At 69.6% G+C, this 1,550-nt stretch carries 1 protein-coding gene; it reads left to right on the forward strand.

The annotated features are described in order from the left end of the window. Position 1: 1 nt before the first annotated feature. Complete coding sequence (locus tag ACH13J_RS18295; RefSeq protein WP_397544776.1) at positions 2–1,468, forward strand: phage portal protein; 1,467 nt, start codon at positions 2–4, stop codon at positions 1,466–1,468. Positions 1,469–1,550: the final 82 nt, after the last annotated feature.

Genomic DNA, 1,550 nt, shown 5'->3' on the forward strand with positions numbered 1-1,550 from the left:
CCTGGAGGGCGCGATGTCCCGGCGCCGGCTGCGTGGCTGGAACCCGCCGCTGGAGAACGTCAACGCGCTGGTCGCCTCGGGCGGGCCGAAGCTGCTGGCCCGCGCCCGCGAGCTGGTGGTCACCAACGGCTATGCCGCCAACGCCTGCGAGGCCTTCGCCGCGAACCTTGTCGGCGACGGCATCAAGCCCTCGTCGCTGATCGACGACGCGGACCTGCGGGATCGGGTGCAGCGGCTCTGGCTCGCCTGGACCGACGAGGCGGATGCGGACGGGCTGACCGACTTCTACGGCCTGCAGGCCATGGTCGCACGGGAGATGTTCGTCGCCGGGGAATGCTTCGTGCGTATGCGCCCAAGACGCGCCGAGGACGGGCTGCTCGTGCCGCTTCAGATGCAGCTTCTCCAGTCCGAGATGCTGCCCTTCGAGAAGACCGAGACGGCGTCGAACGGCAACCGCATCCGCTGCGGGATCGAGTTCGATGCCATCGGCCGGCGGGTGGCCTATCACTTCCGCCGCAGCCATCCCGGCGACAGCACGGACCGGCGCGTCGCGGTGCCCGAGACCGTGCGCGTGCCGGCCGGGGACGTGCTGCACATCTACCGCCCGCTCGATGCCGGGCAGATCCGCGGCCTGCCGCATGTGGCGCCCGCCATGGTGCGGCTGTTTCTGCTCGACCAGTACGACGACGCCGAGCTCGACCGGAAGAAGACCGCGGCGATGTTCGCGGGATTCATCACCAAGACGGCGCCGGAAGAGCCGCTGATGGGCACGGAGGAGTCTGAGGCCGATGGCGCGGCCATCGCCAGCCTCGAGCCGGGCACCCTGCAGGTGCTGCTGCCCGGCGAGGACGTGAAGTTCTCGTCTCCGGCCGATGTCGGCAGCAGCTACGAGGCGTTCCAGTACCGGACGCTGCTCGGCGTCTCGGCCTCGCTGGGTCTGCCCTATCACCTGGTCACCGGCGATGTGCGCCAGGCCAACTACTCCAGCCTGCGGGCGGAACTGGTCGAGTTCCTCCGGCGGGTGCAGCAGCTCCAGCACGGGGTGATCGCGCATCAGCTCTGCCGCCCCGTCTGGGCGCGCTGGCTGGAGACGGCGCAACTGGCCGGACGGCTGGATCTGCCCGACCCGGCGGTCGCGCGCATGGTGCAGTGGATCCCGCCCCGCTGGGACTGGGTCGATCCGTTGAAGGACATCCAGGCGCAGGTGCTCGCGATGGAGGCGGGCATCACCTCGCGGCGCAAGGTCGTCGAGGCCACCGGATACGACGTCGAGGAAGTGGATCGCGAGAACGCGACGGACACGGCGCGCGCCGCGGAGCTGGGCCTCAGCTATCGCACCAGCCCGGGCGAGACCCAAGGAGCGCGCGCGACGCCGGCGACGCGGCCCGATCCGGGCAACGGGACGGATGGCGATAGCCACGACGATGCGGCGGCAGCGGGCCGCGCGACCGAACAGGAGGGGGTATGAATGGTTTGTGAGCGACCAAACGCCCTGAATTTTGTAGGAGATTTGGGGAGGCGGATAGGTTTCAGGCTGGATGATGTCTTGG

Source organism: Roseovarius salis (assembly GCF_044472985.1).
GTDB lineage: Bacteria > Pseudomonadota > Alphaproteobacteria > Rhodobacterales > Rhodobacteraceae > Roseovarius > Roseovarius salis.